Raw genomic sequence first — 16943 nt, 5'->3', positions numbered from 1 at the left:
GAGGAGATTGGGTATGATTACAAGTAATGATTTCAGACCGGGCGTGACGATCGAAATTGACGGTCAGGTTTGGCAGGTAGTGGAGTTCCAGCATGTAAAGCCGGGTAAGGGCGCGGCCTTTGTGCGCGCGAAAATTAAAAACCTTGAAACGGGCGCCGTTGTCGAACGCACCTGGAATGCGGGCGAAAAAGTCCAGGAAGGGCGCGTGGATCGTCGTCAGATGCAGTATCTCTACGAATCGGACGGGATGTATGTATTTATGGATAATGAATCGTATGAACAGATTGAATTGGATAAAGAAGCTCTCGGCAGCGCGGTCAATTTCCTCAAAGAAGAAATGAACGCTTCCGTGATGATGTTTAAAGGCAAGGTCATCGGTATCGATTTGCCCGCTACCGTGGAACTTCGCGTCGTGGAAACGGATCCGGGAATCCGCGGCGATACGGCGACGGGCGGCAGCAAGCCGGCCACGCTGGAAACGGGGTATGTCGTAAAGGTCCCCCTGTTCATCAATGAAGGCGAACTGTTGACGATTGATACGAGAACCGGTCAGTATACGGGTCGTGCATAAGCAAAAAAGCGATGAGGTTCTCATCGCTTTTTGTTCATGGAGTGTCGTGTATGGTAACTACGGAATATAATGAACTCGGTGCCGTTCATATTGCCGGGAAGGTCATCGCCGTTATCGCCGCCGGAGCGGCCCTAGCCGTACCGGGCGTAGCTTTTCTGGCGACGACTTTTACGGAAAAATTCGGCAAGGCGGCCGGCGGCCGCGGTATTGATGTAAAAACAGATAAGACCGATGTGGAACTGACCGTGCGGCTTGTCGCCCGGCACGGGTACCGTATCCCCGATGTGGCCATCAAGGTGCAGCAGTCGGTGAAGGAGGCCGTTGAAAGCCTGACCGAATGCGCCGTTACGGCGGTGCACATTACAGTGCAGGATATCCTTTACGAAGACGGCGCCGCCGCGGAAAGGGCGGGTGCGGCTGATGAGTAGCGGCGGTGAAGGGAAGGACTATGTCGTTTCGCAGGCGGCGCTGGAAAAAATAGTGCGCACCGCGGCGTCGGGAACGACAGGCGTCGCACCGGATAAGAAGGTGCGTCTGACAGTGAAACAAAAGGACGGCGCCGTTACCGTCCAAATACAGATCGCGGCTCTTTACGGCAGCCGTTTGCGCGAGCTGGCGCTGGCGGTGCAGCACCACACGGCGCAGGCCGTCCGGGATATGATCGGCCCTGACGCCTTAACTGTTGATGTAACTATTGATGACATTGTCATGCCCCGTGAGGCATGATGCGAGGAGGACAGCGTGAGCAGACATACAGCGCGGCGGCGGGCACTGGAAATTTTATTTTCCCGTGAATTTCATGATGTAAACGACATACAGTACAGTGAAACGGAAATTTTGGAGAATAACGAGGGCACGCCGGCTGCGGCAAAGAAAACTTTTTCGGAAATCGACGCGGCGGAGCTTGACGCCAACGCCGTGAACGTAAACGACATTGAAGAAGTTCCGACCGATGCGGCGGAAGATAACGGAGATGCGGATACGGAAGCGTACTGTGCCTATCTTATCGGTACCGTTTCGGCTCATGCGGACGAATTGGACGGGCTCATTCGGGCGTTTGCCAAAGGCTGGGATCTGCGCCAGATGAATATGGCCGATAAAACGACGATGCGGCTGGCCCTCTGTGAATTTGTCTATCCGAAAGAAGAACTGGCGCCGGCCATCATCATCAATGAAGCCGTCCGGCTGGCTAAAGAATACGGCGGCCCTCAATCGTCCAGATTCGTCAACGGTATTTTGGGTGCCTATGCGAGGTCTTTACCGTAATGGATGTATTTCTCGGCATCGATACAAGCTGTTATACGACTTCACTTTGTCTGGTCGACAGTCAGTATGGGGTCGTCGCCGATGAACGGCAGGCACTCAGCGTCCGTGCAGGCGGACGGGGCCTGTCGCAGTCGGAAATGGTATATCAGCACGTGCGGAACCTGCCGGCCTTGACGGAAAACCTCGCCCCGTATCTGACGGGCAATACGATACGTGCCGTAGCCGTAACGGACAAGCCGCGGCGCCGGGCGGATTCGTATATGCCCGCTTTTTTAAGCGGCCTCGGCTGTGCCCGTGCCCTGGCGGCCGTCCTGGGTGTACCCCTGTATCGGATCAGCCACCAGGAAAACCATTTGCTCGCCGTCCTGCGTACGGCCGGCCATATCGACGGCACGGCGTTCCGTGCCCTGCATCTTTCCGGCGGCACGACGGAATTACTGCTGGCGCGGCCTGACGCGGACGGATTGGATATTACCCGTACGGGAGGCACGTCCGACATCAGTGCGGGCCAATTTATCGATCGCGTCGGCGTGGCCCTGGGCTTGCCTTTTCCCGCAGGAAAAGCGGTTGAAGAGTTGAGCCGCGGCTGTCTGGCCGATGCCGCGGGCGGAGCGGTTTGGTCGTCCGGCGGTGAAATCAGCTTCTCCGGGCGCGAAGCGGAGTTGCAGCGGCGTATTGCCGCGGAATAAAACGTCGGCGGGAGCCTTGTGCGCCGAAACGCTGCAGACTGTCTGGCAGGGTATTCGCCGGCTCGTCGATTGGTCCGGGCGTGACGGGAACATACCGCTTTTAGCGGCGGGCGGGGTGATGGAAAACTCGTTTTTGCGCCGCACCCTGGCTGATTACGCGAAGAAAAAAGGATTTGTCTTTATACCGGCGGAAAAAGGATACAGTGCGGATAATGCGAGCGGCGCCGCTTTCTGGGCGGCGTGGCGCAGTAAACAAGGCGGTGCCGTATGAATTGTGAAAGCGTTTCGTCCGTTGTCAATCGCATCAAAGAAGACCTGCAGCGGGACTATAGATTACAAAATATCGCTATGGAAGGGAATATTATCGGTCTCAAACAGGCGTCGAACGGGCATTGGTATATGAATATCCGTGATGATAACGCGTCGATCCGGGCCGTTTTATTCCGCGGCCGCGCCGGGACGATGATGAAAGACGTCAAAGAAGGAGATCATGTCGTCGTTGTCGGTTCGGTCAATGTCTATGAAAAAGGAGGTACCCTTTCCTTTCTCATTGAACGCCTCTTTTCGCAGGGAATCGGCAATTTACAGGCGCAGTATGAAAAAAATAAAGCCGAACTCGCGGACAAGGGGTATTTTGCGGCGGCACACAAAAAAGACCTGCCGCGTTTCCCGTGGCGTGTAGGCGTATTGACCTCCCGGACCGGGGCCGTGCTCCATGATATTCAAAAGATCCGTTCCGAACGCAATCCCTATATAGAACTCGTCCTCTATCCCGTGCCGGTACAGGGGGAAGCGGCGGTGCCCGCGCTTGTCCGGGGCCTGCAGGAGGCCGGGAGCAATACGGAGCTCGATGTCCTCATTTTGGCGCGCGGCGGCGGTTCGATGGAAGATTTATGGTGCTTTAACGACCCGCGCGTCGTCGAAGCGGTCTATCGGACGGAAGTACCCATTATTACGGCCGTCGGGCATGAAACGGACACGACTCTCGTCGACTACGCATCCGACAGGCGCGCGGCGACGCCGACACACGCGGCGGAAATTGCTTTTCCCGGCTTTGCCGATATGCAATTGCAGGTGGCGTCCCTCGCCGGGACCGCCTATGAAACCGTAACGGCCCGGATCGAGCGGCTGCAGTACCGGTTGGACCGGACAAAGGCGCACATCCGGCTGCGCCGGTACGATGAGTTTCTGGCCGTCAGGACCGAAAGCCTGCGTTATCTTTTGCAGGCGGCGCGGCAGCGGCTGCATTACGTGCTGCTCCAAAAGAGCGGCGGGCTGGATAAGCTGAAAGCGCGCCTGGACGGCATGGATCCCGCCGCGTTGCTGCGCAAGGGCTACGGGCAGCTGGAACAGGGCGGCCGTATTGTCTCCTCCGTCGAGGATATTGCGGCAGATGCGCCCTTGTCGATCCAAATGGTTGACGGAACGGTTGTGACAGAGGTGAAAGAGGTGACCCGTCGTGGTAAAGACAACGGATAAGTTGAAAAGTTTTGAAGAAAATTATGAAAAACTGGAAAAATTGGTCAACTCGCTGGATGACTCCGGTCTGACCCTGAAAGAATCCCTCGACATCTTCGAGAAGTCGGTCAAACTGGCACGGGACTGTGAAAGCGCGCTTGAATACGCGCGCCAACGCGCGCAGGCTCTGGCGGAAATACAGGGCGCGGCGGAAAAAGAAAGCGAAGAAGGCGAAGCGGGCCCCGTTCCGGAAGAAGGGACGCTCGGCTTATGACAGTTGAAGCGTATCTGCAGTCCCAAAAAGAACGTGTCGACCGGCGCCTTGCACAGCTGATCCGTACGGAAATACCGCAGTTTTCCGGCCTTTACGAGGCGATGAACTACAGCCTGAATGCCGGCGGCAAACGTATCCGGCCGATTCTCTTTCTCAGCGTCCTGGAAGCGCTCGGAAAAGATCCGGCCGGCTATCTCGATCTGGCCTGTGCGTTGGAATGCGTTCATTCGTATTCCCTGATTCACGATGATTTGCCGGCCATGGACGATGATGATTATCGCCGCGGCAAACCGACGAATCACCGGGTTTACGGTGAAGGTACGGCGATTTTGGCGGGAGACGGCCTTTTAACGTATGCCTTTGAGCTCATGGCCGCGCAAAGACAGCCGGAGCCGGCAAAACTTCTGGAAGCGATCCATGTTTTTGCGCGGGCTGCCGGGCCTGCCGGAATGGTCGGCGGCCAGTTCTTCGACCTGGCGTCTACAGATGCTCCCCGTATCGGCCTGGACGAGCTGAAACTGATGCACAGGAGCAAGACCGGTATCATCTTTGCAGCCGTCGTCGATATGGCGGCCATTCTTGCCGCCGCCGCCGCCGGCGTGAGGGCGGCTCTTGCGGCGTACGCCGATAATTTGGGGCTTGCCTTTCAAATTACCGACGATATTCTTGACGTGACCGGCGATGAAAGTGTGTTGGGAAAACCCGTCGGCAGTGATGAGAAAAATCATAAAACAACGTATGTGACCCTGCTGTCCCCGGCGGGGGCGAAGAAAGAGGCGGCGGCGGCGGCGGAAAAGGCGCGGCTGGCCCTGGCCGGTTTCGGTGAGAACGCGCGGATCCTGCGTGATCTCGTCGGCTATTTGGAAAAAAGGGCGCAATGAGGAAGATATGAAAGAAAAAGAACGGCTCGACCTTCTCCTGACGGAACGGGGCTTCTTTGAAAGCCGTGAAAAGGCCAGGGCCGCCGTTATGGCGGGGGCGGTCTTTGTTAAAGGGAAGCGCGTGGATAAAGCGGGTACGAAAATAGACATACATGAAGACATAACGGTCAGGGGGAATCCTGTACCCTATGTGAGCCGCGGCGGCTTGAAGCTGGAAAAAGCGCTCCGCGCTTTTTCCCTCGATTTGCGCGGCTGCCGCATGATCGACATCGGCGCTTCGACGGGCGGCTTTACAGACTGCGCCCTGCAGAACGGCGCGGCCGAGGTCGTGGCCGTTGACGTCGGGTACGGTCAGCTTGCCTGGAAACTGCGCACGGACAAGCGGGTCGTCAATATGGAACGGACCAATATCCGGCACGTTACGCCCGCCGATACGGGCGGCCCGGCCGATTTTATTTCCGTTGACGTATCGTTTATTTCGCTTTTGAAAATTATGGAGGCGGTCGTACCGCTCCTGCGCGAGGGCGGTTCTATAGTGACGCTTATCAAACCGCAGTTTGAAGCGGGACGGGAAGCTGTCGGCAAAGGCGGTATCGTCCGCGATATACGCGTTCATAAAGAAGTGGCGGCCCGTGTCGTCGCGGGCGTTGCCTCTGCCGGGTTGTCCCCGTCGGGCCTGACGTTCTCACCCGTAAAGGGAGCGGACGGCAATGTGGAGTACCTTCTTTACAGTCGTAAAGACACGCCTGTCCACAACGAGGTGACAGATGAAATCATCAGTGATGTCGTCGACAGGTCTCATGAAATGTAGGTGAAAAGATGCGGATCGGTATTTTTCCCAATGCGGCAAAAAAAGACAGCGCCCGGCTGGCGGCGCGAATTATAAAATGTTGTCATGACTATGGCTGCGAGTATTGCGTAGCCTGCTGCGAAGACCGTGCGGACGGCGCCGGGGCGCGCCTTTGTTCCGATGAAACCGTTTACGATCATATAGATATGGCCTTCGTCCTCGGCGGCGACGGGACGGTTTTGAAGGGGGCACGTGCCTTTGCCTCCCGCCGCATACCCGTTTGCGGCATTAATCTGGGATCGCTCGGCTTCCTCTACGAAGTGGAAGGAAACGATGTGGAGGCCCGCTTTGCGGACATTATGGCCGGCCGGTATTTTGAGGAAGAACGGATCATGCTCTCCGGTGAACTCATCTATGCCGACGGCATGGTTCAGCCCCTGCCGGATGCCCTGAACGATGTCGTCATCGGCCATGGCAATGTGGGCAAGCTTGTTCGCGTCGATATGAGCATTAACGGATACTTCGTCCAGCAATATCCCGGCGACGGCATCGTTGTGGCGACGCCGACGGGCAGTACGGGGTATACCTTCTCGGCAGGCGGGCCCATTGTGCCGCCCCATGTCAAGGGCATGATGGTTACACCGCTGTGCCCCCATTTACTGCTGAAAGTCCCCGTCGTTCTCAGCGATGACGATGAACTGAGCTTTTCCGTACAAGACAGCCGGAATGTCGTACGCATTTCCGTCGACGGCATGACGGACTTCGAATTTGTCGGGGATATGACCCTGCGTATCCGCAAGTCCGCCGCAACGCTGCGGTTCATCCGTTTCGATAAAGGCTATTTTTATGCCAACCTTTTCAAGAAGATGCGGGGCGCCGAGTAAAATGAAACTTTATCCGCTCAGAAATGCCGTCTTCGTCGGGCATGCCCTGGCGCAGCCCTATGCGGAACGGGCGCGTGTCCTCGTCGATATGACCTGCGGCAACGGCCGCGATACGGCCTTTCTCGCTTCTCATATGGGAAATGACGCCGTGCTCTACGCCTTCGATATTCAGGAGCGCGCCCTGACGGCGACAAGGGCCCTTCTTGCCGAACAGGGGCTTTGCCGTAAAAATATAATTATAAAGAGGGGCTCGCATGAAATTTTATTAAAAGAAATAGAGGAAACGCCCGATTTGATAGTATTCAATTTAGGCTATCTTCCCGGCGGAAACCGCGCTATACATACGGATAGTGCAACTACACTGAAAGCCGTCGATTTGGGCTTGCATAAAATTTCTGCAAATGGGATAATTATGTTAACGGCATATCCGGGCACCCCGGACGGTGCGAGAGAAAAAGATGAGCTCGCCCGGTTTTTGCATACACTGCCGCAGCAATGTTTCGACGTGTCGTGCTGGCAGCCTGTCAACCAGGTTCATGAACCGGCGGTACTGTTTGTTATTCAAAAGAGAGGGTAGTCATGAAAAGATTCCGTTACACCAAGATCAAAGAAATTGTTCAGTCCCGGCCCATTGAGACGCAGGAAGAGCTGGCGAAGGCCCTGCAGGAAGAAGGGATTGAAGTTACGCAGGCCACCGTGTCGCGGGACATTAAGGAATTAATGCTGATCAAGGTGCCGACCAGTGACGGGCATTATCGCTATGCCCTGTCTCCGGAGCAGAACATGCTGATGTCCAAAAGCCGTATGGCGCGCTTATTCCAAGACTCTATCGTGCGTGTGGACTCGTGCCTCAATCAAATCGTCATTCACACCATCCCCGGTTCGGCAAACATGGTCGCGTCCGCGGTGGACCATGCGAAATGGGAGAACGTTATCGGTACTGTGGCAGGCGACGATACGATTCTGATTATTACGAATAATCCGGACAGCGTACCGCGTCTGGTAAAGCTCATCGTCTCGCTGATGAAGGAATAACGCATGCTGCAATCACTGCACATTGAGAATTTCGCTTTAATAGAAGAGCTGTACCTGACCTTCACCGACGGCGTTACCGTTTTCACCGGTGAAACGGGCGCGGGCAAGTCCATCCTGCTCGACGCCATCGGTATGCTCGCAGGAAAACGCGCATCAGCGTCTTTTGTCCGAACAGGGGCGGAAGCGTTTCTCGTTGAAGGCGCGTTTTTTTTGCCTGTTCACGACGAAAAACTGAAGGCGTTTCTGGAAGCGCATCATATTGAGGCGGAAGACGGGGAAATCGTCGTTTCGCGGCGTTTCTGGCGAAACGGCAGGGGCACGAGCCTCGTCAACGGGGCTGTTGTGCCGCAGGCTGTCGTCCGCAGGCTGGGCCTTTTTCTGCTCGATATTCACGGCCAGTATGACAGCCGTCTTATCTTCGACAAGGCGTACCATGTACGGCTCCTCGACAACTTCACGGCCCGTTCACGTGCCTGCCGTCTCCGGTATACTGCGCTCTATAACGAATGGAAAACCTTGCGTGAGGAAGCGGCGGCTTTAGAAAAAGACGAAGGCGACAAGGCGCGTCTTCTTGATGTTCTTGATTTCCAGATCAAAGAAATTGAGGAGGCGAAGCTGAAAGACGGCGAAGATGAAGCACTGGAAGAACATATCCGCCGCGCCTCCCATGCCGAACACATTACGGACGGTCTGAAAACCGCTCTCTTCATATTGGAAGGCGGTGAGCGCCGGGCCGGTATGGTTGACGGCATAGGCGAGATCCGGCGCAGTCTCCTGAAAAACGCCGCATATGACGACACGTTTTCGGCCCTTGCCGAAAAGGCGGAAACCCTTTCCTATGAGTTGGAAGAGCTCCGCGATGAGCTTCTGACGTATGCCGACGGGATGGACTTCGACGCGGCCGCCCTCGATCGGATGCAGTCCCGTCTGGCCGCCATTGAGAAGCTGAAGCGCAAGTACGGCTTCACCGTAGCGGATATACTGCGGTTTCTTGCCGAGGCCAGGGCCGAACGGGATAAACTGAGCGATTCGGGGAAGACGGCGGCCGCGTTAAAAAAGCAGATCGCCCGCAAGGAAACGGAACTCCGCGACAGCGCGGCTGAACTTTTCCGGGCCCGCTGCGAAGGGGCGGCCCGGTTCCGGGAAGAGACGGAGGCCGCCTTACATCGCCTGGGCCTGGAAAAAAGCCGCATTTCGTTTCGTATTGAACCGATGACGGACATTACGCCTGTCGGGGCGGCCTCGGCGGAACTCTACTTTTCCGCCAACCGCGGCGAAGCGGAACGGCCCCTGGCCGAAGTCGCGTCAGGCGGTGAAGTGTCGCGTATCGCCTTGGCGTTAAAGACGATTTTCCGTGAAGGCGGTACGGATCGGACCGTTATTTTTGATGAAATCGATGTCGGCGTCAGCGGGCAGACGGGGTTGCAGGTCGCCGCGCACATCGGCAAACTCGGCAGGACGGGGCAGGTCTTTTGTATTACCCATCTGCCGCAGACGGCGGCCATTGCGGACAGCCATTTCTCACTTCGCAAGGAAGAAAGGGACGGCCGTACCGTCACCGCCGTGCGTGAACTCGACAAAACGGCCCACGTCGCTGAAATCGCCCGCATGTTTTCCGGCAATGACACGACCGAAGCGGGGCTCCGGGCGGCGGCAGAGCTGATAAAAAAAGTTAAGTCCGATAATTGAAATGCCGTCATTTATGTATACAATTCTCTTCCTTGACGTCATAAAAATAAAAATATATCATAAAAACAAATATAGAGTCAATTCAGCGGAGGAGTGTTACTATGATTCGTGTACTCGTAAACGGCGCTGACGGCAGAATGGGCAGTCAGGTCGTCAAAGCCGTCGTGGCGGATAACGAGCTGGAACTCGTCGGCGGCGTCAGTATTTCCCATATAGGCGAAGACCTGGGTGAAATTGCCGGCATCGGCGCCCTGGGACTTGCCGTCCGTGCAGGGCTGGGGACGGCCGTCGATGAGCTGAAGCCCGATGTCGTCGTTGATTTTACGACGCCGCAGGCCGTTTACGGCAATGTAAAAACCTGTATTGCCCACGGCGTCGATATTGTCGTCGGCACGACGGGTCTTACGGAAAAACAGCGCGAAGAATTGGGTGAAGAAGCAAAACGCGGGGATACAAGCCTTTTCATCGCGCCGAATTTCTCTATCGGCGCCGTCCTGCTGATGAAAGTGTCCGCGGACATTGCCGCGTATTTTCCCGACGCGGAGATCATCGAGCTGCATCACAACAATAAACTCGACGCGCCGTCCGGTACGGCCGTCATGACCGCCGATAAAATCGCGGCGGCCCGCAGAAAAGCCGGCGCCGTACCGGCCCCCGACAGGACCCGTGAAAGCCTGGAGGGTGCCCGCGGCGCCTCCGTGCAGGCCGTTCCCGTACACAGCGTGCGCCTGCCCGGTTATGTGGCCCACCAGGAAGTCCTCTTCGGCGGGTACGGTGAAATTCTGACGGTACGCCACGATTCACTCGACAGGAAATCGTTCATGCCCGGCGTTATCCTGGCGGTAAAAAAGGTCTCTTCCCGCAAAGGGCTAACCTTCGGGTTGGAAAATTACTTATAAATCAGTTCAAAGGGGATTTTTATTATGCATGCAAAGAAACCGGTTGTAGCCGTTTTAGGCGCCACAGGCGCGGTCGGACAGGAATTTATCAGGTTGATGGAAGAACGGGATTTTCCGTACCGTGAGCTGAAGCTTCTCGCCTCCCGGCGTTCGGCCGGCAAAACGCTCACCGTAAACGGCAAGGCATACACCGTGGAAGAAGCCCGGCCGGAATCGTTCGCAGGCGTCGACATCGGCTTGTTTGCAGGCGGCTCGATCAGCAGGGAACTTGCTCCCGAAGCGGTTAAGCGCGGCTGTGTCGTCATCGATAATTCCAGTGCGTTCCGCATGGACCCGGACGTGCCCCTGGTCATTCCCGAAGTAAATCCGGAAGATATTGCCGGACATAAGGGGATTATTGCCAACCCGAACTGTTCTACCATTATCATGCTCATGGCGCTGAAACCGATTTACGACCTGTCGCCGATTACGAAGATCGTCGTCAGCACGTACCAGGCCGTGTCGGGCGCCGGCAAAGAAGGGATTGACGAACTGAAGAAGCAGGTCGAGGCGTATATGAACGGCGAAGAGCCGGTTGCCGAAGTCTTGCCGACGAAAAGCCTTGACAAACATTATCCCATTGCCTTCAACCTCTTGCCGCATATCGACGTCTTCCTTGATAACGACTATTCAAAAGAGGAAATGAAGCTGGTTAAGGAGACACATAAAATCCTTCATAATGATACCGTTGCCGTATCGCCGACGACCGTTCGCGTGCCTGTCTTCCGCAGCCATGCCGAAGCCGTTTATGCGGAAACGGAACGGGAATTATCCGTTGATGAGATCCGCAGGGCCATCGCCGCGTTCCCGGGCGCGCAGGTACAGGATGACCTTGCCGCGATGGAATATCCCATGCCCTTATACACAGCGGAGAAATACGATGTATATGTAGGACGTATCCGTAAGGATTTGTTTAACCCCAGGGCCGTGAACCTTTGGGTATCGGGCGATCAGATCCGCAAGGGCGCGGCGCTCAACGCGCTGCAGATTGCCGAGTATATAATTGGACATGCTGGTTAAAAAGGAGTGATTTCATGTTAACGTTCGGAAATGTCATTACTGCTATGGTGACGCCCTTTTATGCAGACGGCAACATCAACTTCGAAGATTTTGATTCGTTGGCCGGGCACCTTCTCGCCAACGGTTCGGACGGCCTTCTTATCGGCGGTACGACCGGCGAAGGGGCTACGCTTACGGAAAAAGAAAAATTGAGGCTCTTCCGGTTTGCCGCCGAAGAATACGGGGACAAAGCCCTCATCATAGCCAACGTCGGCTCCAATAACACGGCGACGACTGTCGAATTTGCCAGACAGGCCGAAGAAACGGGCGTCGACTGCCTGCTCGCCATTGTGCCGTATTATAATAAGCCGAATCAGGACGGTTGCTATGCCCACTTTGCAGCCGTTGCCAAGGCGTGCAGGCTGCCTGTCATCATCTATAATGTGCCGGGCAGGACGGGCGGTAAGATCCTGCCCGAAACGGTAATTCGGCTGGCAAAAGAATTTCCCCGTATCGTCGGTATCAAAGAAGCCGGCGGCGACCTCGAAGCGGCCGCCGTCATCGCCCGCGATACGGGTGAGAATTTCCATGTCTACAGCGGTGACGATTCCCTGACCCTGCCTATGACGGCTGTCGGCGGCACGGGCGTCATCAGTGTGGTTTCCCACCTTATCGGCAAAGAAATGAATGCCATCGTCCAGAACTGCAAGGACGGAAATATGAAAGAAGCGACGGCCCTGCATCAGCAGTATATTGATGTCATGACCGGCATTTTTACGACCGTGAATCCGATACCGATAAAAGAATGCTGCAAGATGCTCGGCCTCATTTCCGACAATGTTTTCCGCCTGCCCATGGTAAACGCAAGCTATGAAGTCATGGCTTTTCTGGAAAAAATGATGAAAAATGCGGGTATTCTCGGAAAATAGAGCGTTAAAACCCGGTAAAAAACACTTCCCCCGGCGGGAAGTGTTTTTTTGTGCACGGAATGCTGCCGGTAAGATAATATTTTGCGCTTATTTATGGATATATAATGCATAATTCGTATAGCATATCGTTGATTTTTGTCTAAACGGATTATTTTCGGTCCGAATGGAGTGGAAAATAGAGGATAACTTTTTTTATTATATATAATGATAACAGTACTCATAATTTAGTACATATCTGCATACATATAAAACATAAACGAGGGAGGAAAAAATTATGAACGAGTCTGTACGGCGGTGCGGGCGGCATGCGCTGCTGGCCTGTGCCGTCTTTACCTGGCTGAGCCTGCCCGTCTGTGCGGCGGACAGTCCGCAGGGGGGGGACAATCGGGTCGAAACGGGGGACATTGTCGTTAAGGTCAACGCGACTAAAGAAGCGGCCAAGTCCGAATCGCAGTCTACGACGGTTATCACCAAAGAGGACATTGCGAAGAAACAGGCCAAGTCCGTGGAGGACATCATCTTCGACGAGACGGGCATGACGCGGACCGTCGACGCCATGGGGCGCGTCGGCGTGTCCATCCGCGGCGCCGAACCGCGACACACCCTGATCCTCGTGGACGGGCAGCCCGTTATGGGCGACTTTGCGAAATACACGGGTGCAGGTGACGAGCTGCAGCGGCTCGGCACGGAGAACGTGGAGCGCATCGAGATCATCCGCGGTGCGGCGAGCGCGAAGTACGGCGCCGACGCCATCGGCGGCGTCATTAACGTCATCACGAAAGCGGCGGCAAAGAAAGCGGGGCTGCAGGTGAACCTCGAAGGGCGTCGCATAAAGGGGGACGGCGACCTCTTTCCCTATACGAACTTCTTCCTGCGGGCGGACTCGGGGCAGGTAGGCAAGCTGCGCGTGGCGGCCTACGGCGGCAGGCGCAATGTCCTGCCCGTCTACGGCGAGACGGACTTTACGCTGAGCGACGATACGGCCATACGTAACTCGCTGCGCTACTACGGCGACATCAAGAACATCGGGCTTCTTGCCTCCTACGACATCGACAGGAACCACAGCGTTTCCTTGGGGCTCGACCATGTCGACGAAGACATGAACCGCTACGTGAAGCATTCCAACTCCTTCTTCGAGCCGCAGCAGCATTTCAAGCGCACGCTCGATCGCGATACGTACCGCCTGTCGTACACGGGGCGCGGCGGCGCATCGGACTGGAAGGTCGATTTCGACTACGCGAAGATGCACGAGGACGATATTACGCTTACCTCCTATGTGGCCAACCGCGCCTATATGGGCACGAACATCCTCAACTACGTCGACAACATCAAGCACAGACAGTGGAGCCTGAAGGCGTCGGCCAATACGCAGCTCGGCGACGCGCACCTTCTCTCGTACGGCGTCGGCTTCATACAGGAAAAGGGCGAGGGCAGCCGCCTCAAGAACGCGCCCCGTACGTATACGCGCGCCGTCGACCCGTGGGACTACGACAAAAATCTCTGGACGCCGAACGGAAAAACGTCGCCGCTGTCGCTTGTGCATGACTATGCCATGACGCGCAATGCGGCGGGTGTGCCGAAGTACGACAATGAGTATGAATGGTACGGACACAAGGATGGGGGCGGCAAGAATTTAATACCGCAGTTCACTTACGAGGAATTCTTAAAGTACAATTACCAATCCCCGGACACTCCTGCCGACGTTGCGGCGCGGCGTGCGGCATTCGGCAATGAGCTGCTGGCGGATCCGGCAAACAGTTATTTGGCAGGCATGACACTCAGCCCGGAAATGGCAGTCAATTTTTATTACAGGTCGGAGGAGATTCGTAAAGCTACGGGTCATACAATGAATTGGCACGGCAGAGCCTTTAACGACGAATACTATGCACGTCAGAACCGGCAGACAGTCGGCATGGCGGAGATCAAGAAGCAGTATGTTTTCCTGCAGGACACCTTGCAGGTGAGTGACCGTACCCTGCTTGCGCCGATCCTGCGCCTCGACCACAGCAGCCTCTTCGGCACGCACGCCACCTTCAATCTCGGCCTGACGCATCACCTCGGCGGCAAACCGAACCGCCGCTTCAAGGCTAATGCGGCACGGGCTACACCGAACCGGGCATGGGTGAGCTCTACTACAACTGGGAGATGTACGCGGGCGCACCGGTGGGAGACGATCGCTCCCGTCTCGGCTACTACTGGGTCGGCAACTCCGACCTGAAGCCGGAGAAGTCCGTGAACTTCGACATCGGGCTTGAAGGAGAGAGCCGGGACGGCAGGGACAGCTACCGCGTGAGCGCCTTCCACAACCGCATCACCGACTATATGACGACGTACTTCACGGGCTATCTGATGGATTTCCATCCCGAGGCGGATGTAGACGGCAGTCGCTGGATCTTCCCACCCGATATGATCTACAGCTTTAAAAATATCGGCAAGGCACAGATCACGGGATTTGAAGCCGAGTACAACCGCCGCTTTGACCGGCACTGGTCGGCAAAGCTCGGCTACACCTACCTCCACGCGATCAATAAGAGCGATCCGGACATGCCGCGGCAGCTCCTCGACCGCCCGCAGCATAAAATCGACCTCGGCGTCACCTATGAGAATAAAGGCTGGCGCGCCACCCTCTGGGGCAACTACTACCTCCACATGCTCGACAGCAACAGCGTCGCCAACAACGGCAACTATCTCGACTGGGACGGCGTGCAGGATAAGTGGCGGACGAACTTCCATGAGGGCGGTACGCAGACGTACAAGAAAAAGACGTTCGGCATCTGGAACTTCCTCGTACAGAAGGACTTCGACAAGGGTTCGAGCGCCTACATCGGCATCGACAATATTTTCAACCATCGCGACGATGATCGGGCCTTCCAGGAGCGCGTCTACCGTCTCGGCGTGAATCTGAAATTCGGCGCGGACAGAGAGACGCGGGAATTGACGGCGGAGGAACGCGCGGCGCGCACGGAGGCGAACGATGCCCGACTTGCAAAGGCACAGCGCTTCATCGTCCCGCCCTTTAATGTAGAGAAGGAGCCGGGCGTGCGTGTCACGGGCGACTACCGGGGGCGCTGGAACAGCTTCACGGGAAAGATAAAACCCGCTAAGGCGCGTACCACCCCGTCTTCAACCATCGGCAGCGCCTACAAGAACTACCTGGAAAAGGCGGAGCACGGCTTCGAGCAGCGCCTGCGCGTCGGCGTCGATGCGAGGATCGGCGAGAATACGAATATCCGCGTACTCGGGAGCGCCGCAAGTACGGCAGGTGTGGACACGCGTACGGACGCGTCCGAGACCAAGGGGCTGAATCATGTGCGGCTCGACACGGCGGATATTACGCGCCATGCAAAGAACTGGGACTTTTCCCTCGGCCGGCTGACCGAGCCTATGGGCGTGACGGGCTACTGGTTCGGCAAGGAATACGACGGCGGGCGCGCCGTCTGGACGGGCAGGCGCACGCAGGTGCGCCTGGGTTACGGCGACTTCCGCCGCAGTACGAGCATTGCCGACTCGGCGTATACGCACGCGACGACGAAGGCCTTCTACCGGGCGCCGACGGTGAATGAGTTCATTACAACGCCCGGAATGGACCCGGCCAATCCGGACAGCTTCTATGACCAGCTCAAACGTGCGCAGACGCAGGCGGAACAGCAGGCCGTTGTCGGGCGTATGTATGATATTGTAAAACGTGCGTATCCCGATGTGACAATTCGAGATGATTATATAAATGGGGTGTTGCAAAATAATATAGCGGGCCCTTCCATTACCTATAAATATAAAGATATAACTGGCGAGCACATCCGTACACATACTACGAACATACAACTAAATACCGGTTCATTTGAACGTTCCGCGTTGGACTATCCGTCTTATGCCGCTTATCTTAAGGATTGGTTCAAAAAGCAGATCGAAACCTATGGGACTGAGGACTCCGTTGCCTATGATGACCTGCAAGGGGCATTGAACAAGTCCATACGCAGCCAATATCATCTTTATAGTAGTTTTAATAATGAAATGATTACTCCTCTTGCCGAATATCGGCAAAATGCCTACGATATGATCGGCGCGTGGATCAATTCCCTGCCTGACGATTATCAGGGAGTTAATCCTAAGTTTCGGCATGAAGCGGGGAAAATCAATCCGAGCGTCAGCAATCTCGTAGAGTATTATTGGGATGCGATTAAGTGGACGTTGCAGGAAGGGGTCGAAGACGGTACCGAATTGCCGCGTGAAGGACTGGGCAATGTAGTCGGGAAGATCGTCAGGACGACGGGAACCGTCCTCGAACAGGATCAGATCCCGGCACTGCGGCAGGCTTTCTACGTGCAGGCGCGCCATGAACTTACGCCGAATCTCGGCCTTGCCGCCTGGTACCTGCGCTCTATTAACGACGACAGGCATGATTATTTGGCCGCTAACGGCGGCGGAAATGACGTTGCCTCCTTCGACACGCTCGCCAACGTCATCGGCGTCGGTGCCAGGTACCGTTTCGGCAACAGGGCGTCCCTATCCGTGGACTACGGGCAGAACCGTACGGACTTCG

General features: G+C 56.0%; 19 protein-coding genes. All 19 read left to right on the top strand.

Annotated elements, in window-relative coordinates:
* Nucleotides 1-13 precede the first annotated feature (13 nt).
* Nucleotides 14-571 carry an elongation factor P gene (gene efp / locus HMPREF0080_RS08565; protein WP_006791072.1) on the top strand — a complete coding sequence of 186 codons (558 nt, stop codon included), beginning with the start codon at nucleotides 14-16 and terminating at the stop codon, nucleotides 569-571.
* Between the two features lie 50 nt (nucleotides 572-621).
* Nucleotides 622-999, top strand: coding sequence for an Asp23/Gls24 family envelope stress response protein (locus HMPREF0080_RS08560; RefSeq protein WP_006791071.1), 378 nt, complete (start codon nucleotides 622-624; stop codon nucleotides 997-999).
* Nucleotides 992-1297 carry an Asp23/Gls24 family envelope stress response protein gene (locus HMPREF0080_RS08555; RefSeq protein ID WP_006791070.1) on the top strand — a complete coding sequence of 102 codons (306 nt, stop codon included), beginning with the start codon at nucleotides 992-994 and terminating at the stop codon, nucleotides 1295-1297. The genes HMPREF0080_RS08560 and HMPREF0080_RS08555 overlap by 8 nt, the downstream gene beginning before the upstream one ends.
* A 15-nt stretch (nucleotides 1298-1312) precedes the next feature.
* Nucleotides 1313-1837, top strand: coding sequence for a transcription antitermination factor NusB (gene nusB, locus HMPREF0080_RS08550; RefSeq protein WP_006791069.1), 525 nt, complete (start codon nucleotides 1313-1315; stop codon nucleotides 1835-1837).
* Nucleotides 1837-2526, top strand: a complete 690-nt coding sequence (locus tag HMPREF0080_RS08545) for a tRNA (adenosine(37)-N6)-threonylcarbamoyltransferase complex transferase subunit TsaD (protein ID WP_006791068.1) — start codon at nucleotides 1837-1839, stop codon at nucleotides 2524-2526. The genes nusB and HMPREF0080_RS08545 overlap by 1 nt, the downstream gene beginning before the upstream one ends.
* Nucleotides 2513-2797, top strand: coding sequence for a tRNA (adenosine(37)-N6)-threonylcarbamoyltransferase complex transferase subunit TsaD (locus HMPREF0080_RS11100; RefSeq protein ID WP_006791067.1), 285 nt, complete (start codon nucleotides 2513-2515; stop codon nucleotides 2795-2797). Before HMPREF0080_RS08545 ends, HMPREF0080_RS11100 begins: the two co-directional genes overlap by 14 nt.
* Nucleotides 2794-4005 (top strand): exodeoxyribonuclease VII large subunit, encoded by a 1212-nt coding sequence (xseA, locus tag HMPREF0080_RS08540; protein WP_006791066.1) that lies wholly within the window; start codon nucleotides 2794-2796, stop codon nucleotides 4003-4005. The genes HMPREF0080_RS11100 and xseA overlap by 4 nt, the downstream gene beginning before the upstream one ends.
* The gene (xseB, locus tag HMPREF0080_RS08535) at nucleotides 3986-4258 is read left to right on the top strand and encodes an exodeoxyribonuclease VII small subunit (protein ID WP_006791065.1); all 273 of its coding nucleotides are present in this window, start codon (nucleotides 3986-3988) and stop codon (nucleotides 4256-4258) included. The genes xseA and xseB overlap by 20 nt, the downstream gene beginning before the upstream one ends.
* A complete protein-coding gene (locus tag HMPREF0080_RS08530; RefSeq protein WP_006791063.1) occupies nucleotides 4255-5139 on the top strand; it encodes a polyprenyl synthetase family protein in 885 nt (294 codons plus the stop codon). Before xseB ends, HMPREF0080_RS08530 begins: the two co-directional genes overlap by 4 nt.
* Before the next feature lie 7 nt (nucleotides 5140-5146).
* On the top strand, nucleotides 5147-5950 hold the full coding sequence (locus HMPREF0080_RS08525) for a TlyA family RNA methyltransferase (RefSeq protein ID WP_006791062.1): 804 nt from the start codon (nucleotides 5147-5149) through the stop codon (nucleotides 5948-5950).
* Nucleotides 5951-5958: 8 nt separating this feature from the next.
* Nucleotides 5959-6813 carry an NAD(+)/NADH kinase gene (locus HMPREF0080_RS08520; RefSeq protein WP_006791061.1) on the top strand — a complete coding sequence of 285 codons (855 nt, stop codon included), beginning with the start codon at nucleotides 5959-5961 and terminating at the stop codon, nucleotides 6811-6813.
* 1 nt (nucleotide 6814) lies between these two features.
* Nucleotides 6815-7390, top strand: a complete 576-nt coding sequence (gene mnmM / locus HMPREF0080_RS08515) for a tRNA 5-(aminomethyl)-2-thiouridylate-methyltransferase MnmM (RefSeq protein WP_006791060.1) — start codon at nucleotides 6815-6817, stop codon at nucleotides 7388-7390.
* Between the two features lie 2 nt (nucleotides 7391-7392).
* Complete coding sequence (gene argR / locus HMPREF0080_RS08510; RefSeq protein WP_006791059.1) at nucleotides 7393-7848, top strand: arginine repressor; 456 nt, start codon at nucleotides 7393-7395, stop codon at nucleotides 7846-7848.
* A 3-nt stretch (nucleotides 7849-7851) separates the two neighbouring features.
* Nucleotides 7852-9537: a DNA repair protein RecN gene (recN, locus tag HMPREF0080_RS08505; RefSeq protein ID WP_006791058.1), complete on the top strand. Its 1686-nt coding sequence runs from the start codon at nucleotides 7852-7854 to the stop codon at nucleotides 9535-9537.
* Nucleotides 9538-9638: 101 nt separating this feature from the next.
* Nucleotides 9639-10436, top strand: coding sequence for a 4-hydroxy-tetrahydrodipicolinate reductase (dapB, locus tag HMPREF0080_RS08500; RefSeq protein WP_006791056.1), 798 nt, complete (start codon nucleotides 9639-9641; stop codon nucleotides 10434-10436).
* Between the two features lie 24 nt (nucleotides 10437-10460).
* On the top strand, nucleotides 10461-11495 hold the full coding sequence (locus HMPREF0080_RS08495; RefSeq protein ID WP_006791055.1) for an aspartate-semialdehyde dehydrogenase: 1035 nt from the start codon (nucleotides 10461-10463) through the stop codon (nucleotides 11493-11495).
* A 14-nt stretch (nucleotides 11496-11509) separates the two neighbouring features.
* Nucleotides 11510-12403: a 4-hydroxy-tetrahydrodipicolinate synthase gene (gene dapA, locus HMPREF0080_RS08490; RefSeq protein ID WP_006791054.1), complete on the top strand. Its 894-nt coding sequence runs from the start codon at nucleotides 11510-11512 to the stop codon at nucleotides 12401-12403.
* Between the two features lie 274 nt (nucleotides 12404-12677).
* Nucleotides 12678-14621, top strand: a complete 1944-nt coding sequence (locus HMPREF0080_RS10320) for a TonB-dependent receptor plug domain-containing protein (protein WP_006791052.1) — start codon at nucleotides 12678-12680, stop codon at nucleotides 14619-14621.
* Nucleotides 14522-16943, top strand: a 2422-nt coding sequence (locus HMPREF0080_RS10315; RefSeq protein WP_342610089.1) for a TonB-dependent receptor domain-containing protein, incomplete at its 3' end; no start/stop codon positions are given. The genes HMPREF0080_RS10320 and HMPREF0080_RS10315, both read left to right, overlap by 100 nt.

It is taken from the genome of Megasphaera geminata F0357 (assembly GCF_000239275.1).
Taxonomy (GTDB): Bacteria; Bacillota; Negativicutes; order Veillonellales; family Megasphaeraceae; genus Megasphaera; species Megasphaera geminata.
The sequence above is the reverse complement of the archived record's forward strand: the minus strand, read 5'-3'. Positions and strand labels throughout refer to the sequence as shown.

Coding starts and splice junctions, on each gene's coding strand:
- efp (WP_006791072.1), top strand. CDS start 14: ATGATTACAAGTAATGATTTCAGACCGGGCGTGACGATCGAAATTGAC.
- HMPREF0080_RS08560 (WP_006791071.1), top strand. CDS start 622: ATGGTAACTACGGAATATAATGAACTCGGTGCCGTTCATATTGCCGGG.
- HMPREF0080_RS08555 (WP_006791070.1), top strand. CDS start 992: ATGAGTAGCGGCGGTGAAGGGAAGGACTATGTCGTTTCGCAGGCGGCG.
- HMPREF0080_RS08545 (WP_006791068.1), top strand. CDS start 1,837: ATGGATGTATTTCTCGGCATCGATACAAGCTGTTATACGACTTCACTT.
- xseA (WP_006791066.1), top strand. CDS start 2,794: ATGAATTGTGAAAGCGTTTCGTCCGTTGTCAATCGCATCAAAGAAGAC.
- HMPREF0080_RS08530 (WP_006791063.1), top strand. CDS start 4,255: ATGACAGTTGAAGCGTATCTGCAGTCCCAAAAAGAACGTGTCGACCGG.
- HMPREF0080_RS08525 (WP_006791062.1), top strand. CDS start 5,147: ATGAAAGAAAAAGAACGGCTCGACCTTCTCCTGACGGAACGGGGCTTC.
- HMPREF0080_RS08520 (WP_006791061.1), top strand. CDS start 5,959: ATGCGGATCGGTATTTTTCCCAATGCGGCAAAAAAAGACAGCGCCCGG.
- mnmM (WP_006791060.1), top strand. CDS start 6,815: ATGAAACTTTATCCGCTCAGAAATGCCGTCTTCGTCGGGCATGCCCTG.
- argR (WP_006791059.1), top strand. CDS start 7,393: ATGAAAAGATTCCGTTACACCAAGATCAAAGAAATTGTTCAGTCCCGG.
- recN (WP_006791058.1), top strand. CDS start 7,852: ATGCTGCAATCACTGCACATTGAGAATTTCGCTTTAATAGAAGAGCTG.
- dapB (WP_006791056.1), top strand. CDS start 9,639: ATGATTCGTGTACTCGTAAACGGCGCTGACGGCAGAATGGGCAGTCAG.
- HMPREF0080_RS08495 (WP_006791055.1), top strand. CDS start 10,461: ATGCATGCAAAGAAACCGGTTGTAGCCGTTTTAGGCGCCACAGGCGCG.
- dapA (WP_006791054.1), top strand. CDS start 11,510: ATGTTAACGTTCGGAAATGTCATTACTGCTATGGTGACGCCCTTTTAT.
- HMPREF0080_RS10320 (WP_006791052.1), top strand. CDS start 12,678: ATGAACGAGTCTGTACGGCGGTGCGGGCGGCATGCGCTGCTGGCCTGT.